Origin of the sequence: Serratia sp. HRI (assembly GCF_010119335.3) — a bacterium.
Classification (GTDB): Bacteria; Pseudomonadota; Gammaproteobacteria; order Enterobacterales; family Enterobacteriaceae; genus Serratia; species Serratia nevei.
Genome location: NZ_CP083690.1, coordinates 333,871 through 350,301 on the forward strand (window position 1 = coordinate 333,871; position 16,431 = coordinate 350,301).

15 protein-coding genes are annotated in these 16,431 nt (G+C 57.8%); 10 read left to right on the forward strand and 5 right to left on the reverse strand.

Features of this window, described 5'->3' with window-relative positions; translation table 11 throughout:
- Positions 1-22: 22 nt before the first annotated feature.
- The 4 genes from GF111_RS01665 (at position 23) to GF111_RS01680 (ending at position 4,579) form a co-directional block, all read left to right on the forward strand.
- On the forward strand, positions 23-1,303 hold the full coding sequence (locus GF111_RS01665; RefSeq protein ID WP_038877614.1) for an HdeD family acid-resistance protein: 1,281 nt from the start codon (positions 23-25) through the stop codon (positions 1,301-1,303).
- Between the two features lie 64 nt (positions 1,304-1,367).
- Positions 1,368-2,033 carry a hexitol phosphatase HxpB gene (gene hxpB, locus GF111_RS01670; RefSeq protein ID WP_038877616.1) on the forward strand — a complete coding sequence of 222 codons (666 nt, stop codon included), beginning with the start codon at positions 1,368-1,370 and terminating at the stop codon, positions 2,031-2,033.
- A gap of 424 nt (positions 2,034-2,457) precedes the next feature.
- Positions 2,458-3,006, forward strand: coding sequence for a metal-dependent hydrolase (locus GF111_RS01675; RefSeq protein WP_048233530.1), 549 nt, complete (start codon positions 2,458-2,460; stop codon positions 3,004-3,006).
- A gap of 181 nt (positions 3,007-3,187) precedes the next feature.
- The gene (locus tag GF111_RS01680; RefSeq protein ID WP_047727684.1) at positions 3,188-4,579 is read left to right on the forward strand and encodes an L-cystine transporter; all 1,392 of its coding nucleotides are present in this window, start codon (positions 3,188-3,190) and stop codon (positions 4,577-4,579) included.
- 65 nt (positions 4,580-4,644) lie between these two features.
- Here the strand turns inward: GF111_RS01680 and phnX are convergent, their stop codons facing one another.
- Together phnX and phnW are read right to left on the reverse strand one after the other, a co-directional pair.
- Positions 4,645-5,454 carry a phosphonoacetaldehyde hydrolase gene (phnX, locus tag GF111_RS01685; RefSeq protein ID WP_102779895.1) on the reverse strand — a complete coding sequence of 270 codons (810 nt, stop codon included), beginning with the start codon at positions 5,452-5,454 and terminating at the stop codon, positions 4,645-4,647.
- A 9-nt stretch (positions 5,455-5,463) separates the two neighbouring features.
- Positions 5,464-6,567, reverse strand: a complete 1,104-nt coding sequence (gene phnW, locus GF111_RS01690) for a 2-aminoethylphosphonate--pyruvate transaminase (protein ID WP_080490806.1) — start codon at positions 6,565-6,567, stop codon at positions 5,464-5,466.
- Positions 6,568-6,722: 155 nt separating this feature from the next.
- On the opposite strand from phnW, the gene phnR reads away from it, so the two are divergent.
- From phnR to GF111_RS01715, 5 genes are all read left to right on the forward strand, one after another.
- Entirely contained in the window at positions 6,723-7,442 is a 720-nt protein-coding gene (phnR, locus tag GF111_RS01695; RefSeq protein WP_038877627.1) for a phosphonate utilization transcriptional regulator PhnR, read from the forward strand.
- A 174-nt stretch (positions 7,443-7,616) separates the two neighbouring features.
- Positions 7,617-8,627: a 2-aminoethylphosphonate ABC transporter substrate-binding protein gene (locus tag GF111_RS01700; RefSeq protein WP_047727686.1), complete on the forward strand. Its 1,011-nt coding sequence runs from the start codon at positions 7,617-7,619 to the stop codon at positions 8,625-8,627.
- Positions 8,628-8,629: 2 nt separating this feature from the next.
- Positions 8,630-9,760 (forward strand): 2-aminoethylphosphonate ABC transport system ATP-binding subunit PhnT, encoded by a 1,131-nt coding sequence (gene phnT, locus GF111_RS01705; protein WP_038877824.1) that lies wholly within the window; start codon positions 8,630-8,632, stop codon positions 9,758-9,760.
- Between the two features lies 1 nt (position 9,761).
- Positions 9,762-10,625, forward strand: a complete 864-nt coding sequence (gene phnU, locus GF111_RS01710; protein WP_047727687.1) for a 2-aminoethylphosphonate ABC transporter permease subunit — start codon at positions 9,762-9,764, stop codon at positions 10,623-10,625.
- 2 nt (positions 10,626-10,627) lie between these two features.
- A complete protein-coding gene (locus GF111_RS01715) occupies positions 10,628-11,431 on the forward strand; it encodes an ABC transporter permease (RefSeq protein ID WP_147190479.1) in 804 nt (267 codons plus the stop codon).
- Positions 11,432-11,477: 46 nt separating this feature from the next.
- Here the strand turns inward: GF111_RS01715 and kdgR are convergent, their stop codons facing one another.
- Positions 11,478-12,269, reverse strand: a complete 792-nt coding sequence (gene kdgR, locus GF111_RS01720; protein ID WP_038877637.1) for a DNA-binding transcriptional regulator KdgR — start codon at positions 12,267-12,269, stop codon at positions 11,478-11,480.
- A 230-nt stretch (positions 12,270-12,499) separates the two neighbouring features.
- Here kdgR and GF111_RS01725 point away from each other — a divergent pair, with 230 nt between their 5' ends.
- Positions 12,500-13,894, forward strand: a complete 1,395-nt coding sequence (locus GF111_RS01725; protein WP_047727689.1) for an MFS transporter — start codon at positions 12,500-12,502, stop codon at positions 13,892-13,894.
- A gap of 80 nt (positions 13,895-13,974) precedes the next feature.
- Here the strand turns inward: GF111_RS01725 and GF111_RS01730 are convergent, their stop codons facing one another.
- Positions 13,975-15,144 carry a hypothetical protein gene (locus GF111_RS01730; RefSeq protein ID WP_154235508.1) on the reverse strand — a complete coding sequence of 390 codons (1,170 nt, stop codon included), beginning with the start codon at positions 15,142-15,144 and terminating at the stop codon, positions 13,975-13,977.
- Between the two features lie 2 nt (positions 15,145-15,146).
- Positions 15,147-16,346: a hypothetical protein gene (locus GF111_RS01735; RefSeq protein WP_047727691.1), complete on the reverse strand. Its 1,200-nt coding sequence runs from the start codon at positions 16,344-16,346 to the stop codon at positions 15,147-15,149.
- Positions 16,347-16,431 lie beyond the last annotated feature (85 nt).

Here is a 16,431-nt window from a genome sequence, read left to right on the forward strand (position 1 = left end):
ACCCGTTTAACCAGAGGGCGTCATGATTCGACTGATTATCTTATTGCTGGGCGCGCAGGCGCTGCACGGCCAGCGCCGCCTGCTGGTGCTGTTCGGTTGGCTGTGGGTAGCCGCAGGGGCGCTGATGCTGTTCGACATCCTGCAGGATGGCCGGTCCGTGCTGGCGCTGGATGCGCTGGCGGTCATCCTGGCGCTGGAGGGGCTGGTGGCGATATCCGCCGCGCTGGTGATCGGCTCTTCGGCCAGCCGGCCGGTGCTGCTTAAGGGGCTGGGCTTCGTGTTTATGGCCTTTTTAATGTTGGACGTGCCCGCAGACGATAACATCGTCGCCACCGTGGTGTTTGGCAGCGCGCTGCTGCTTGACGGCGCCGTGCGCATCGCCTCCTCCACGGTGATTCAACACAGCCGATGGAAAGCCGTGGCGCTGGCGGGCGGCGGCGAAATCCTGCTTTCGTTGATGATTTTTGTCGGCTGGCCGGCGCCGCATCGGATGACGGTGCCCTTTTGCCTCGGCGTGATGATGGTGCTTTCCGGCTGGGCTTTATTGCGCATCGCCCGCAGACTGACAAGCTTTTCTCTGAATCAGCACCCAACCCGGCAGCCACCGCACCCGGCGGATGAGACTGCGCCGCTCACGGTGTATGTCTGGACACCGATTGGTGCGGCTAAAGATCCGCGCCGGCGTTACATCGTCGACCGATACATCGCGGCGGTCGACAACGGCGGCAATATCTCCACCGGTCATGCCGCCCTGGCGCTCGCGCCGGATGTGTATATCAGTCACTACCCGCTCAACGACATCAGCCATTCCGTTCAGGATTTCCGCCAGTTGTTGCATGCCGGCGAACAGAACAACGTCGACGGACGTTTCCTGTCCGACCTGTCGGGCGAGATCGCCGCCTGGTGCCCCCCGGACAAGAAAATTCAGTTCTATCGCTATAACCCGGCGGCGCTGCGCGCATTCTGGTTACGCTACCGACAGGATGCGACTTACAACCTGACCCGGCGTAACTGCTCCACCACGGTCATCGGCGCGCTCGACAGTGCGCTGGAGGGCGTGCTGGGCGATAAACATCTGTGGCGCCGTTTTCTGTTATTGGTGCTGGATCCCAATCTGTGGATGCTGGCGGTACTACGCAGCCGTGGCGAAAGCATGACCTGGACGCCGGGATTGGTGCTGGACTATGCGCGCATGTTGCAACAGGTTACCGAGCGCCAACACCAACGCTGGTGGCTAAAGTTGCGCGAGATGTGGAATATCCTTCGCTTTGGCAAAAGCCAAACGCGCAGGCAAAGATTTTAGTCTCGCCGTCGGCGATGATAGAGTGTCGGGCACATTCACCCGCGCCGGCAGGAGTTAACCGTTAATGGCTTATTCGCAACGCATTGAAACCGCAATTTTTGATATGGACGGCTTGTTGATCGACTCGGAACCGCTGTGGCTGCAGGCCGAGCTGGATGTCTTCGGCGCACTGGGTCTGGATCTGTCCGATCGCCACAAACTGCCGGACACCCTGGGGCTGCGCATCGATCTGGTGGTGAAAATGTGGTACCAGGCGATGCCGTGGCAAGGGGTTTCGCTCGATGAGGTGTCGGCACGGATTATCGAACGCGCCATCGAGCTGGTGCACGAGACGCGCCCGCTGCTGCCGGGCGTCCGGCAGGCGTTGGAACTGTGCCGCGAGCAGGGGCTGAACATCGGTCTCGCCTCCGCCTCGCCGCTGCATATGCAACAGCAGGTGCTGAAGATGTTCGATCTTGAGGCCTACTTCGATCAGCTGGTTTCCGCCGAATACCTGCCGTACAGCAAACCACACCCGGAGGTCTACCTGATCGCCGCCGAACGGCTGGGCAGCGATCCACTGCGCTGCATCACGCTGGAAGACTCCTTTAACGGCATGATCGCCACCAAGGCCGCGCGCATGCGCTCCATCGTGATCCCGGCCGCCGAATATCGCCACGATCCGCGCTGGGCCCTGGCGGACCACCAGCTGGAGACCCTGGAACAGCTCACCCCCGCCCATTTTGCCTGACCTGCGGCGCCGGCCACCGGCGCCCCGGCTTTCCGCTCAGCGCCATAAAAGGGATCCGTGCAGCAAAACAAACGAAACAGCGTTTCATTATTATTGAATCGACATGCTGTTGTTATTATGCTGGGCGACAGGGAAAGCGACGGTCCGCGGAACGTTGTCACTGCCACGCAGCGCTCTTCGCGGCCGCCGCTTCCTCCCGACGCTGCGTACTGAAAACCGCCCTTGTTTCTCTCCGTTCCGCACCGCCCATTGCCCGCTTTTTGTTCACGCCCGTCAAAAGCGATGATTTGTTACGCATTGCCGTAACAAGCCGTTGTAAAACCGGGAAAAATAAACAATTGGTTACAGGGTAACTGCTTCCACTACTGGGAATTTTCCCATATACTGGATAAATTAACAGTTTACCAGCCGGAATCGCAAAAGCATGACCGCGGAAGGACACCTTATATTCTCTGTCGCTTGCGCGATCTTCGCCAAGAAGGCGGAAGTGACGCCAGAGCTGGCTACCGGCGACTGGTGGCACATCATTCCCGCCGCGCTGCTGACCTCGCTGCTGCCGGACATCGATCACCCCAAGTCGGTACTGGGCCAGCGTCTGCGCTGGATTGCCCTGCCCATCGCCCGCGCCTTCGGCCACCGCGGCTTCACCCACAGCCTGCTGGCGATCGCCGGCGGCATGGCGCTGTTCCAGCTGGACGTGCCGCGCAGCTGGCCGATCCCGGCCGACGCGCTGCACGCCATGATCATCGGTTACTTCAGCCATCTGCTGGCCGATATGCTCACTCCCGCCGGCGTTCCGCTGCTGTGGCCATGCCGCTGGCGTTTTCGCCTGCCGCTGCTCAACTCGCAAAAAGGCAACCAGCTCGAGCGCGTGCTGTGTCTGTGCCTGGTGGCGTTTGCCATCTGTTGGCAAGGTGATTTCACCCTGCCGGTGCAATCCTATGTCGAACAAATCATAAATATCAGACTCTGATCACAAAAATCCGCTCAACTCATCACCTTCATGTATATAAAACGAACAAAAACACACAAAAAGCTATATCAAATTCCATTTGGATATAAGTAGGCCACTCGGCAAACTGTTACGATATTTACATCGCGACATACGTGATGCGTAGTCGTTTTTATAAGAAAGATTATTGGAGACATTGGGGATGAATCTTCCGCTCGTGATTAACGTGCTGGTGTTTGTCGCGCTCCTGTTGCTGTTGGCGCAAACCCGCCACAAGCAATGGAGCCTGGCGAAAAAAGTGCTGGTCGGCCTGGTGGTCGGCGTGGTGTTCGGCCTGGGCCTGCAGCTGGTGTACGGCTCCGACAACCCGGTGCTGAAAGAATCCATCAGCTGGTTCAACATCGTCGGCAACGGCTATGTGCAGCTGCTGCAAATGATCGTCATGCCGCTGGTGTTCGCCTCGATCCTGAGCGCGGTGGCCAAGCTGCACAACGCCTCTTCTCTGGGCAAAATCAGCGTCCTGACTATCGGTACGCTGCTGTTCACCACGCTGATCTCGGCGCTGGTGGGCGTGCTGGTCACCAACCTGTTCGGCTTGACCGCCGAAGGCCTGGTGCAGGGTGCGCAGGAAAGCGCGCGCCTGACGGCGATCCAGACCAACTACGTGGGTAAACTGGCCGACCTGACCGTGCCGCAGATGGTGCTGTCGTTCATCCCGAAAAACCCGTTCGCCGATCTGACCGGGGCCAGCCCGACGTCGATCATTAGCGTGGTGATTTTCGCCACCTTCCTCGGCGTGGCATCGCTGCAGCTGCTGAAAGACGACAAGCCGAAAGGCGAGCGCGCACTGGTGGCTATCGACACCCTGCAGGCCTGGGTGATGAAGCTGGTGCGTCTGGTCATGAAGCTGACGCCGTACGGCGTGCTGGCGCTGATGACCAAAGTGGTCGCCGGTTCCAACATTCACGACATCGTCAAGCTCGGCAGCTTTGTGGTGGCCTCGTACATCGGCCTGGCCATCATGTTCGTGGTGCACGCTGTGCTGCTGGCCTTCACCGGCGTTAACCCGATGAAGTTCTTCCGCAAGGTGTGGCCGGTGATCACTTTCGCCTTCACCAGCCGCTCGAGCGCCGCCAGCATTCCATTGAACGTGGAAGCGCAGACCCGCCGCCTGGGCGTGCCGGAATCCATCGCCAGCTTCTCGGCGTCGTTCGGTGCCACCATCGGCCAGAACGGCTGTGCGGGCCTCTACCCGGCAATGCTGGCGGTAATGGTCGCGCCGACCGTCGGCATCAACCCGCTGGATCCGGTGTGGATCGCCACCCTGGTCGGCATCGTCACCATCAGCTCCGCCGGCGTAGCGGGCGTGGGCGGCGGCGCCACCTTCGCCGCGCTGATCGTGCTGCCGGCGATGGGCCTGCCGGTGACGCTGGTCGCGCTGCTGATCTCGGTCGAACCGCTGATCGACATGGGCCGTACCGCGCTGAACGTCAACGGCTCCATGGCGGCAGGCACCATCACCAGCCAGCTGATGAAGCAAACCGACAAAGCCGTGATGGACAGCGAAGACGAAGTCGAATTGGCTCACCGTTAACGCCGTCTCAAAACGAAAAAAACCGGGGATTATCCCCGGTTTTTTTTATGCCCCGCGCTCGGTCGTTACGGCCGCTCGCCGTTCGCCAGCCGCCGGTTGATGTCGGCAATCACGCCCGGCAAGTGCGCCAGCGTGTCTATCACATAGTGCGCGCCCGCCGCGTACAGCTTATCGGCGGCCGCCGTACGGCGCTGCTCTATCTCACCTTCCGCCATTTGGCGGTACTCCTGCCAGGTCGCGCCAAACTCATTGCCGGACAGCGCCAATCCGACGCTCCACATCCCGGCGTTCACCCCTTCAGCAATGCCCGGCACCGCGTCGTCCACCTTCACGCAGTGCGCCACCGCATCGATGCCCAGCGCGATCGCGTTCTGCAACGCCATCCACGGCCCTGGCCGCCCGCCGGCCGCGAGATCGTCAGTGGCGACCCAGTAATCTGGCGCGTAGCCGCGCTGCGCGGCGGCAGGCACCAGCACCTCCATCACCGCACGCGGATAACCGGAGCAGGAGCCGATTTTAATGCCCTGTTCGCGCAGCCCGGCAATCACCTGCGGCACACCCTCGATGGGATCGGCGAAGTCGATCACTTTGGCGATTTGCAGCGGCATAAACGCCTGATACAGCGCGTCGATGTCCTGATGGCTCATCGAACGCCCCAGCTTCTGCCGCCAGCGCGCGTCGACCGCCGGCAGCTTGCCCAGCGCCTCGATGTGCTGCCATTTACCCAGCCCCATCGGAATGCGCGCCTCCGCCAGGCTGATGTCGATATCGAAGGTTTGTTTGAATGCCTCGACAAAAATCTGCGTTGGCGCAAAGGAGCCGAAGTCCACCGTGGTGCCGGCCCAGTCGAGGATCACTGCGTTGATCTGTTTCATGGTCAATCCTTATTGATTCCAGTACATCGCCTGCCCGACGGCCGCCAGCAAACGTTCGATATCTTGCGGATAAATTTCCCCGATGTTGCCGATGCGAAAGCAGTCGCTCTGCGACACTTTGCCGGGATAGATCACAAACCCTTGCTGCTTCAGGCGCTGATAAAATTCGGCGAAGCGGTAAGTGTCGGCCTTTGGCGAATAGAACGCGGTGATGATCGGCGAATGCAACGCATCATCAAGCAGAGTCTCAAAGCCCAGCTCGCGCATACCCGCCACCAGCCGCCGCTGATTGGTCTGATAGCGGCGGTGGCGCGCGGCAATGCCGCCCTCTTGTTCCAGTTCTTTCAGCGCCTGCGCAAAGGCCAACACGGTGTGGGTCGGCGACGTAAAGCGCCATTTGCCGGCCTGGTCTTCCATACAGCGCCACTGGGCATACAGATCCAGCGACAGCGAGCGCGAACGGCCGGCACATTTCTCCAGCTCGCTGCGGCGGGCGATGACGAAAGCGAACCCCGGCACCCCCTGAATGCATTTGTTGGCGGAGCTGATCAGAAAATCGATGCCCAGCGCGTCCACATCCAGCGGAATGCCACCGAAGCTGCTCATGGCGTCGACGATAAAGGTCTTGCCGTTGCGCGCCGCCAGGCCGGCGACCTTCTGCAGCGGGTTGAGCATGCCGGTGGTGGTTTCACAGTGCACCATGGCGATATGGCTGATGCGCGCATCGTTTTTCAGCACCGCCTCCATCGCCGCCACGTCCGGCTCATTGACCTCGCCGCAGTCGAAAGCGTGGTGGTCGATATCCATCAGCCGCGCCATTTCGATCATTCGCGCCCCGTAGGCGCCGTTGTTGACGATCAGCAGCTTGTCCTGCGGGCCGATGGCCGTGCCCAGCACGCCTTCCACCGCAAAACTGCCGCTGCCCTGCAGCAACACCGAGGTGTAACCGGCGGATGGCGTCGCCAGCGCCACCAACTGCTGGCGGATGCTTTGCACCACGCCCAGGTTGTAATCTTCATCCCAGGTGCAGCTGTCGAACAGCATCGCCTCTTTTACCGTTTTCGACGTGGTCAACGGGCCGGGGGTCAACAGCAGGTAGTTACGATCGGACATGTTATTCGCCTATTTGGTCTATACCAGATTACAGGCATTGTGGCGGCAAATTCCTTCCCCGGTCAAACGACAAAGCGCGGTGAAACAAAAAATTCATCTGGCTATGTATAATAAGCGCGTGCCGGAATGTCGGGCCGATGCCATAGCGAGATGAAATGAAAGAACATCAGGGCGATATGCCCCACTACCTGCAGATCAAGGATCAGCTTCAGGCGCGCATCACCCGCGGCGCGCTGCAGGCGGGCGACAAGCTGCCTTCGGAGCGCGAACTGTGCGCCATCTTCTCCACCACCCGCGTTACCATTCGCGAGAGCCTGGCGCAGCTGGAGGCCACCGGCGCCATCTACCGCGCCGATCGCCGCGGCTGGTTCGTCACGCCGGAACGGCTGTGGCTGGATCCGACGCAGAACACCAACTTCCACCGCCTCTGCCAGGAGCAGGGGCGAACGCCGCGCACCGCGCTGCTGTCCGGCGAGAAAACCACGGTGCCGCTCGACGTGATGCAGCCGCTGGCGCTCGAGCCGTTCGATCAGGTGTATCTGCTGCGCCGCGTGCGTTACGCCGACGGCCGCGCCATCTGCTATTGCGAAAACCACTGCCTGCCGCAGCGGGTGCCGGCACTGCTCAGCCACGATCTCAACGGCAGCCTGACCGAGGTCTATCAACAGCATTACGCGTTGATTTACAGCAACATGCATCTGTCGTTCTATCCGACGGCCCTGCCTTACCGCGCCGCCAACGCGCTCGGCGCCATGGTCGGCCTGCCCGCCTTGTTGCTGCGCCGGTTGAATTACGATCAGCACGGCCGCATTCTCGATTTCGATATCGAATACTGGCGCCACGACAGCCTGCGCATCGAAGTCGATACGCTTTAACCCCCAGCATGACGGGGCTGCGCCTGCCGCCCCCTTTTCTCTCCCACGCCCAATCTCCGTTGCCGGCAACTCTATTTTGCCGCTTTCATTTGTTTGTCATATTCGCCGATTAGCTTGGCCGCACATCTGGTGTATACCAGTTTCGCATTAACCCGCAACAGTGAGGCTGAAGCTATGAAACTTTCTCGTCTGGTCGTGATGACCGCCATCGCACTCGGCGCCGCGCCGGCCTGGGCCACCGACGCGGTGGTGACCGTCTACTCCGCCGATGGGCTGCACGACGGCGATCACAGCTGGTATCAAACCCAGTTCGACGCCTTCACTCAGGCAACCGGCATCAAGGTGCAGTACGTCGAAGGCGGTTCCGGCGCCATCGTCGAGCGGCTGTCGAAAGAGCGCAGCAACCCGCAGGCCGACGTGCTGGTGACGCTGCCGCCGTTCATCCAGCGCGCCGCCGCGGAAAAACTGCTGCAGGATTTCACCCCGCAGGATGCGGCGCAGATCGCCGACGCCCAGCCGCAGTTCGTGCCGCTGGTGAACAACTACCTGAGCTTCATCTATAACGCCAAGCTGTTGCCGCAGGCGCCCGCCAGCTATCAACAGCTGCTGGACGCGCAGTTCCGCAACAAGCTGCAGTACTCCACGCCGGGCCAGGCGGGTGACGGCACCGCGGTGATGCTGCAGGCGTTTCACAGCTTCGGCAGCAAAGACGCCGGTTTCGACTACCTCGGCAAGCTGCAAAGCAACAACGTCGGCCCTTCCGCTTCCACCGGCAAGCTGACCGCGCTGGTCAATAAAGGCGAACTGCTGGTGGCCAACGGCGATCTGCAGATGAACCTGGCGCAGATGCGCAGCAACCCGAACGTGAAGGTGTTCTGGCCGGCCGGGCCGGACGGCAAGCGCAGCACGCTGGTGCTGCCTTACTATGTCGGCCTGGTGCAAGGCGCGCCGCAAAGCGCCAACGGCAAAAAGCTGATCGACTTCCTGTTGAGCAAAGAAGCCCAGAGCAGCGTCAGCGCCATTTCCTACGGCATGCCGGTGCGTAAGGACGTCACCCCGACCGATGATAACTTCAGGCAGTCGCAGGCGGCGCTGAAAGGCGTGGACATCTGGGCGCCGGACTGGAATCAGGTGGTGAGCAGCCTGTCCGCCGATATCTCCCGCTGGCACAAGGTGACCGAATGACGCTGACGATGCCTTCTACCCTCTCTTCCCGCGCCGAGGCGCGGGATAACAGCCGGGACATCGCCGGGCCGTCGGGCATTCAGCTCGACCGCGTCAGCGTGTCGTATCGCGGCACCGAGGTGCTGAAACCCCTGACGCTCACCATCGCCCCCGGCGAAGTGCTGGCGCTGATCGGCCCCTCCGGTTCGGGCAAAACTACCGTGCTGCGGGCGATCGCCGGCTTCGTGCAGCCCTCCGCCGGGCGTATTGCCATCGGTGACGTCGATGTCACCGACGTGCCACCTTATGAGCGCGGCCTGGGCATGGTGGTACAGAACTACGCGCTGTTTCCGCATATGCGCGTCGAAGACAATGTGGCGTTCGGTCTGCGCGCCCAGGGCAAGCCGCGCGGCCTCACCGCCGAGCGCGTCGAAGAGGCGTTGGCCATCGTCGGCATGTCCGCCTACGCCAAGCGCTATCCCAGCCAGCTCTCCGGTGGCCAACAGCAGCGCGTGGCGATCGCCCGCGCCATCGCGGTGCGCCCCAAAGTCTTGCTGCTGGATGAACCGCTGTCGGCGCTGGACGCGCAAATTCGCCACAGCATGGTGGAAGAGATCGCCCGCCTGCACCGCGAACTGCCTGACCTGACCATCCTGTACGTCACCCACGATCAGGGCGAAGCGCTGACGCTGGCGGACAAGATTGGCATCATGCGCGACGGCCACCTGATCGCCCACGGCGGGACCCGCGCGCTTTACCACCATCCCACGAACCGCTTCGCCGCCGAGTTCCTCGGCCGCGCCAACCTGCTGCCGGCCACCGCGCTGGAGACCACTACCGGGCAAGGCATGACCACCGTCAGCTGCGCCGGCAAAGTGATCGGCTGCTTTACCTATGGCGCACAACGCGGTTTCGACAAACTGCTGTGTATTCGGCCGCAGCATATTGCGCTCGATGCCGACGCCCAGCGCAGCAACTGCCTCATCGGTACGCTGCGCGATATTCACTGGCAGGGGGAATTGACGCACCTGCAGTTCGACGCGCAAGGCCATCCGCTGCGCGTGGTCACCACCCATCGCAGCCGGATGCCCCAGATCGGCGAGCGCGTGCCGCTCTATTTCGCCCCCGACGACGCGGTACTGATCGAGGACTGACATGACCGACTCTACGCTTATTCACCCGGCTCTGCGGCTGCGCTTGCCGCGCCGCCTGTGGATCCTGCTGCCGCTGCTGGTGCTGGCGACGCTGTTTTTCTATCCGCTGGCGCTGATCGTCAAACAGGCGTTTACCGACGATCAGGGGCTGTTCAGCGCCGCCGCGCTGCAACAGGTGTTCGAATCCCGACGCTTTGTCGGCGCCCTGCTCAACACGCTGCAGATTGCGCTGCTGGCGACGCTGGGCTGCCTGGTGCTCGGCACCCTGCTGTCGCTGCTGCTGGTGTTTACGCCGTTCCCCGGCAGCCGGCTGATCGCCCGGGTGATCGATACCTTTATCGCCATGCCGACCTTCCTGATCACGCTGGCCTTCACCTTTATCTACGGATCCGCCGGCCTGCTGAACGGCACGCTGATGGCGGCCTTCGGTTTTACCCTGCCGCCGGTGGACTTTCTTTACTCCATTTGGGGCGTGATCCTGGCGGAAATCACCGTGTTTACGCCGCTGGTGATGCGCCCGCTGATGGCGGCGCTGTCGCAGATCGATCGCAGCCAGCTCGAGGCCGCCAGCATCCTCGGCGCCCGGCCGGGGCGCGTGGTGCGCCAGGTGATTTTGCCCGCCGCGCTGCCGGCCTTGCTGGCCGGCGGCAGCCTGTGTTTGCTGTTGACCACCAATGAGTTCGGCATCGTGCTGTTTATCGGTGCCAAGGGCGTCACCACGCTGCCGATGATGGTCTACTCCAAAGCAATTCTGGAGTCGGATTACGCCGTCGCTTGCACGATCGCCGTCGTGAATATCGCGCTGTCGCTCGGGCTGTTCTCCCTTTACCGCTACGCCGCGGCGCGCGCCGGGCTGAGGAACTGACGATGTTGATTTGGTCTCGCACCGGCCGCACCCTGGCCTGCACGCTGGCGGTCACGCTGTTTGCCCTGTTCTTCTGCCTGCCGCTGGCGGTGATCCTGATGTCCAGCCTGAGCGAACAGTGGAACGGCGTGCTGCCGAGCGGCTTCACCCTCAGCCATTTCCACCAGGCCTTCAGTGGCGCCTCTTGGGACGCGCTGGTCTCCAGCCTGGCTATCGGTTTCAGCGCCAGCCTGTTCGCGCTGCTGTGTGGCACCTGGGCGGCGTTGGCGCTGCGCCACTATCAGGGGCGCGGCCAGCGCCTGCTGAGTACGCTGTTCTTCATACCCAGCGCGGTGCCTTCGGTGTCGATCGGGTTAGGGATGCTGGTGGCATTCAGCCAGGGGCCGCTGCAGATGAACGGTACCTTCCTGATCGTGCCCGTCGCCCACTTCGTGCTGATTTCCGCCTTCACCTTCGGCAACGTGATGGCCGGGCTGACCCGGCTTTCGAGCGACTACGAAAACGTCGCCGCCAGCCTGGGCGCTTCGCCGTTGTTTCGCCTGCGTCACGTCACCCTGCCGATGATCGCTCCCTATATGATCTCCGCCTTCGCCCTCAGCCTGTCGCTGTCAATGGGTGAGCTGGGCGCGACCATGATGATCTACCCACCGAGCTGGACGACGCTGCCGGTCACTATCTTCAGCCTGACCGATCGCGGCAGCATCGCCAACGGCGCGACGCTGACCATGATCCTGGTGGCGGCCACGTTGCTGCTGATGTTAGTGCTGGAGCGGATTGCGCATCGGCTGACGCCGGGCGCAAAATAGCAACAAGGCGCTGCCATGGCAGCGCCTTGTTCATCGAAGCGAAGGGTTAGAACGGGTAGTCGTGATAGCCCTGCTGTTCACTGATGCGCCGGGCGGCGACGTGCAGCAGCGCCACATACTCCTCCCGCGCCGCTTCGGAAAAACGCAGCGTCGGGAAAGAGAGGCTCAGCCCGGCGATCGCCACCCCGAACCGATCGAATACCGGCACCGCGATGCAGCGGATCCCCGCCTCCTGCTCCTCGGCATCTTCGCCGTATCCCTGCTCGCGCACCCGCTCCAGCACCGGCAACAGTTCGGCGGCGCTGGTCAGGGTATGCTCGGTGCTGCGGGTAAATTCAATCTGCGACAGGATCTGCGCCACCTCATCCCGATCGCGCCAGGCCAACAGCACTTTACCGATGGCGGTGCTGTGCAGCGGGTTGCGGCGGCCGATGCGCGAATACATGCGCAGGTTGTACATTGCGTCTATCTTGTGGATATAGACGATACCGTCCTCGTCCAGTGCGCCGAGGTGGATGGTTTCGCGGGTGCGGTTCGACAGCTCGCGCATCTGTACGTCGGCGCTGCGGATCAGATCGACATTCTGCAACGATTTGGCGCCCAGCTCGAACAGCTTGAGCGTCAGCGCATACTTTTCCGTCTCGCCTTCCTGCGAGACGTAGCCCAGCGCTTTCATGGTTTGCAGAAAACGGTAGACGGTGCTTTTGGACATCATCACCCGCTGGGACAGTTCGGTAATGCCAATCTCGCGCTCATCGCCAAGCGCCTGCAAAATGCCGAACACTTTCATCACGGATGAGACGGCATCCGGTTGCTTGTCTGAATCTGCGTTAGCCATGGTGAATACCCTACTTAACGGTTTTGTTTCAGGAAATTTAAACAAGGGTTTCAGTATAATCGGAACAGATCGCGGCGCGCAACGCGGCTGAACGCTAAGCGATTGAAGCCTAATGGATAACCCCGGTCCGCTCACCGCCGTTTACAATAAAGCGGACAAGGGGCATGCAATCACGGACGAATATGATTAGCATGATAATACTCCCCTGAATAAATACCGCTGAGACCAACATGCGTCCTTGTTCCGACGGCCTCCCCGTCCCGCAACGCTATGGGGCGATCTTCGCCATCGCCCTCGGCATTACCGTATCCGTGCTCGACGGCGCGATAGCCAACGTGGCGCTGCCCACCATCGCACGCGATCTCAACGCCAGCCCGGCCAGCTCCATTTGGGTGGTTAACGCCTATCAGCTGGCGATCACCGTGTCTCTGCTGTCGCTGGCGTCGCTCGGCGATCTGATCGGCTATCGCCGCATCTATCAGGCCGGGTTGCTGGTGTTCAGCATTACCTCGCTGTTCTGCGCCCTGTCAGACTCGCTGCTTACGCTGACCATCGCCCGCGTGCTGCAAGGCTTTGGCGCCGCCGCCATCATGAGCGTCAACACCGCGCTGATCCGCATCATCTATCCGCAGCGTTTTCTCGGCCGCGGCATGGGCATCAACTCGCTGATCGTCGCCTGCTCCTCGGCGGCCGGGCCAACGGTGGCGGCGGCGATCCTGTCGGTCGCTTCCTGGCAATGGCTGTTCGCCATCAACCTGCCGATCGGCCTCGTCGCGCTGCTGCTGGGCATGAAGTTCCTACCGGCCAACGGCCAAAAAAGCGACAACCGCCGTTTCGATCCCACCAGCGCCGTGCTGAACGCGTTGACGTTCGGCCTGCTGATCACCGCCATCAGCGGCTTCGCCCAGGGCCAAAGCCTGACGCTGATCTTCAGCGAGATCGCCGCGCTGCTGGCGATTGGCGCGGTGTTCGTGCGCCGCCAGCTGCGCCAGGAATTTCCGCTGCTGCCGGTCGACCTACTGCGCATCCCGATCTTCGCCCTGTCGATGGGCACCTCAATCTGCTCGTTTGCTGCGCAAATGCTGGCGATGGTGTCGTTGCCGTTCTTCCTGCAAAGCGCATTGGGCCGCGACGAAGTGGCGACCGGGCTGCTGCTGACGCCGTGGCCGCTGGCGATCGTAGTCATGGCGCCGATCGCCGGCCGGCTGGTGGAGCGCGTGCACGCCGGCCTGCTGGGCTGCATTGGGCTGGCGGTGTTCGCGCTTGGGCTGTTCTCGCTGGCGCTGCTGCCCGCGGATCCGTCGAATGGGGACATCATCTGGCGCATGGTGCTGTGCGGCGCCGGCTTCGGCCTGTTCCAGTCGCCCAACAATCACACCATCATCTCCGCCGCGCCGCGTAACCGCAGCGGCGGCGCCAGCGGCATGCTGGGCACCGCTCGCCTGCTGGGGCAAACCTCGGGGGCCGCGCTGGTAGCGCTGATGTTCAACCTGTTCCCCACCTCCGGCACCCACGCATCGCTGATCCTGGCCGGTGTGTTCGCCACTCTGGCGGCGGCGGTCAGCAGCCTGCGCATCACCCAATCGACGGCGCCAACGGCGCAGCCAAGCCGCGAGGTGAAATAACAGAAAAAAAGAGCGAGTCTATTCTTTCTAGAATAAACTGCAAAAACTCGTCACTGATTTGACATAAACCCTTTATGAAATCAGGTATTATCTAAAATGTTTTTCAATTTAACATTTGAGAAAATTTGACCTATTACTTCTTTTATCATCCGCTCTCCTATCTCTACGACAAACTCCTCATGAGTATTATCAAATAGAAACTCGCCAATTCTGTTGTGTGCTATTGAACATCTTATTCTATAAAGCCAATAAGAAACGAGATTTATAACAAACTCCTTAAGTAAGTCAGATTGTTCTTGAGAAATCAATTTATTTACTTTCGCAGACCTCGCACTCAAATCGTTACCAGTAATAAAAGTCATAAACCCATTCCACTTATCAGAACTTCGGTCTTTACCTAACAATGGATTTCCTTCTTTACTATGATCTTGAAATATTGAAGTCATAGTCGGAATAAAAGATGATTTCATATTAGCCGAGATAACACCAAGCAAAGACTCAGTATTAACAACATACTCCCTTAACATCCCCTTGAATATTTCAATCTCTTTTTTGTGCATATCCTTAAATATATCACCAAATCCTTGAAGAGAATCCACCGGTAACGATTTTATTTTTGAAACAAATACAACATCAAATAGCAATTCTAACTGATGATAATATTTCAAGTATCTATCAAACCCGTTAGAAGATTTCACTGCTCGCTGTAAATCAACCCCATGTCTCAAGGTAGGGGAGAAAATCCCTTCGCGCAAGTTAATCGATGAAACTTGCCGCTTATACTGTGACTCACTGTTTTTTTTATGGGAAAAACCACCCCAAATCACAGATGACTCCTTATATCTATTATTATACTCTTCAAAAAAATCACTCTTAATCAGCAAGTAATCGCAGTTAAATCGATGCATGTCACTTTTACCTAACTCACTAGGTTCAATATCACTAATCAAACATACCAATCTATTTTCAGTTAACTGATTAATGCTAACAGGATGATTAATAGAGCGAGTTGGACATAGATATCCAACCTCACCACCTGAAACATCATGTATAATAATATCTTCATCTATATTGATAGATGAATCCATATCATAAACAGCTATAGCGATATATCCATTGATACAGATACTCCCTGAAACACTTGCTATGATAGCAGCAGACTCACTTTCAATCTCATCATCCACTACCTTTGCCTGAGCAAACAAAGAGCATATTAGTTGTTTATTTTTCAGTGCATCTTCTAATTTCATTATCATTCCGCCGAAAGTGGCCAACACTCAGATAAACTAACAGCACCCTCTTCACGGAAGAACTCTTTAAAGCCAGTTGAAATTAATTTCCTAGTTGCAAAACCTATATTAGTTTTTCTTGGATTGAGACCTGATCTAACTTTAGTGAAGTTTACCATCCCCAACGGGTCTACGACATCCGGATTATCAGCCGATTCTATCAACCGATCCAGAGAACTGTTAACTCTATCTTTCCTATCAAGACCAATATATTGGGAAATAGCACTAAAGAAAGAAAGCATTACGTTTTCAGAGCCTAACCAAACAGAAGAGTCTTTTATTATATTGTACTCCTTAATCATCTCTTCTTTTTCCTCAGAGCTGAGACCTTCATTTTCCTCTAGTGCCGCAATTTTTCCTTCATAGTCAAAAGATGAATATTTAGCCCAACAACTCTGATCCAAATGATAAAATCGATTTAGATAATACAAATACTCGTTAAATTTTTCAGTTAGCTCTTTCTCAGAAGAATCAAAAGCATCTTCATCTATCAATCTTTGTGCTACTAAATTTTCCTTATCTGTTTCATGAGAACCAGAAACAAATGCATGATATGATGATGCAATATTATTTAAAGGATACTTGCTAGGCTGCGTCCGTCTTTTTTGCTCACTTTCCCTTATAATTTCAATACCATCTACACTTTTTACGATAGTTCCCTGTAATGACATAAACAGCAACTCAACTTGATGTCGCATTGACATAGCCTTCTGTCCAGAATTAAGAACTATCATCCGATAAATTAGCTTACTTATATCTGACTCCAGCCAGAACTCCAACAACAACTCTTGCTTATTATTAAATTCAACACCCTCACTTTTAAGGTCGGAAATTATATATGTTCTCTGCAACCCATCAAGTATATCCACAGTATTTTCCTGGGACAATCTCTCAGAAAGACGGTCATCATCAGCAATAATCTTGGTAATTTCTTCTACTAAATGAGGTTTAACTGCGAGCGTAATAGATGGTAACAATGCCCCTTCTGAAATATCTGTCTTTAATCGCTTGTATGCCTTGTGACTTTCTCTTTTTCTTTGGATGTGAAATTTCCCAAAATCACTTCCAACAATATTCAAATACTCATCCAACGTTGCCTGGCAATACACAACATGCGCCCCACTTCGCAAATCAACCGTTTTCCCTATAATTTTAACAGTCATAAAAACACTCTCTATTTACATGATGTAATTAAATTATTCTAGGGCAAAGTCGTATGACAAGTCAATTTAAATAATAAAATCGTAT

What these genes read in the sequence shown, in the direction of transcription:
- GF111_RS01665 (WP_038877614.1), top strand. Translation starts at nt 23, where the DNA reads ATGATTCGACTGATTATCTTATTGCTGGGCGCGCAGGCGCTGCACGGC.
- hxpB (WP_038877616.1), top strand. Translation starts at nt 1,368, where the DNA reads ATGGCTTATTCGCAACGCATTGAAACCGCAATTTTTGATATGGACGGC.
- GF111_RS01675 (WP_048233530.1), top strand. Translation starts at nt 2,458, where the DNA reads ATGACCGCGGAAGGACACCTTATATTCTCTGTCGCTTGCGCGATCTTC.
- GF111_RS01680 (WP_047727684.1), top strand. Translation starts at nt 3,188, where the DNA reads ATGAATCTTCCGCTCGTGATTAACGTGCTGGTGTTTGTCGCGCTCCTG.
- phnX (WP_102779895.1), bottom strand. Translation starts at nt 5,454, where the DNA reads ATGAAACAGATCAACGCAGTGATCCTCGACTGGGCCGGCACCACGGTG.
- phnW (WP_080490806.1), bottom strand. Translation starts at nt 6,567, where the DNA reads ATGTCCGATCGTAACTACCTGCTGTTGACCCCCGGCCCGTTGACCACG.
- phnR (WP_038877627.1), top strand. Translation starts at nt 6,723, where the DNA reads ATGAAAGAACATCAGGGCGATATGCCCCACTACCTGCAGATCAAGGAT.
- GF111_RS01700 (WP_047727686.1), top strand. Translation starts at nt 7,617, where the DNA reads ATGAAACTTTCTCGTCTGGTCGTGATGACCGCCATCGCACTCGGCGCC.
- phnU (WP_047727687.1), top strand. Translation starts at nt 9,762, where the DNA reads ATGACCGACTCTACGCTTATTCACCCGGCTCTGCGGCTGCGCTTGCCG.
- GF111_RS01715 (WP_147190479.1), top strand. Translation starts at nt 10,628, where the DNA reads ATGTTGATTTGGTCTCGCACCGGCCGCACCCTGGCCTGCACGCTGGCG.
- kdgR (WP_038877637.1), bottom strand. Translation starts at nt 12,269, where the DNA reads ATGGCTAACGCAGATTCAGACAAGCAACCGGATGCCGTCTCATCCGTG.
- GF111_RS01725 (WP_047727689.1), top strand. Translation starts at nt 12,500, where the DNA reads ATGCGTCCTTGTTCCGACGGCCTCCCCGTCCCGCAACGCTATGGGGCG.
- GF111_RS01730 (WP_154235508.1), bottom strand. Translation starts at nt 15,144, where the DNA reads ATGAAATTAGAAGATGCACTGAAAAATAAACAACTAATATGCTCTTTG.
- GF111_RS01735 (WP_047727691.1), bottom strand. Translation starts at nt 16,346, where the DNA reads ATGACTGTTAAAATTATAGGGAAAACGGTTGATTTGCGAAGTGGGGCG.